Here is a 346-nt window from a genome sequence, read left to right on the forward strand (position 1 = left end):
TCGCCGTGATGCTTGAAATTGTCGACAAGCTTTTTCCCCTGCGAAAGTGCAAAAAGATGAGAAAGAACGGGCCTTGCATGTACTACCATATCAAGCGGTGTACTGCCCCATGCTGTAAAAAGATCAATGTTGATGATTACCGCCTTAACGTGAAGAAGATTCAGGATCTGCTGTCGGGTAAAATCGATACGCTTATAATCGATCTTACGGCAAAAATGCACGAGGCGGCGAAGGCGCTTCAATTTGAACAGGCGGCGAAAATACGGAATTCAATTAAAACCATCGAAGGCATTACGGGGGAAGATAGCGCGGTTGAAGATTTAAATCCTGAGGACAGGGACTACAT

Annotated in this window: 1 protein-coding gene; it reads left to right on the forward strand. The window is 45.4% G+C overall.

All coding sequences use genetic code 11. The features are described from left to right. Positions 1-56 precede the first annotated feature (56 nt). On the forward strand, positions 57-346 hold a 290-nt coding region (locus ACYVTD_RS18355; RefSeq protein ID WP_461249033.1), incomplete at its 3' end, for a UvrB/UvrC motif-containing protein.

The sequence above is a fragment of the Treponema sp. R6D11 genome, from assembly GCF_054786075.1.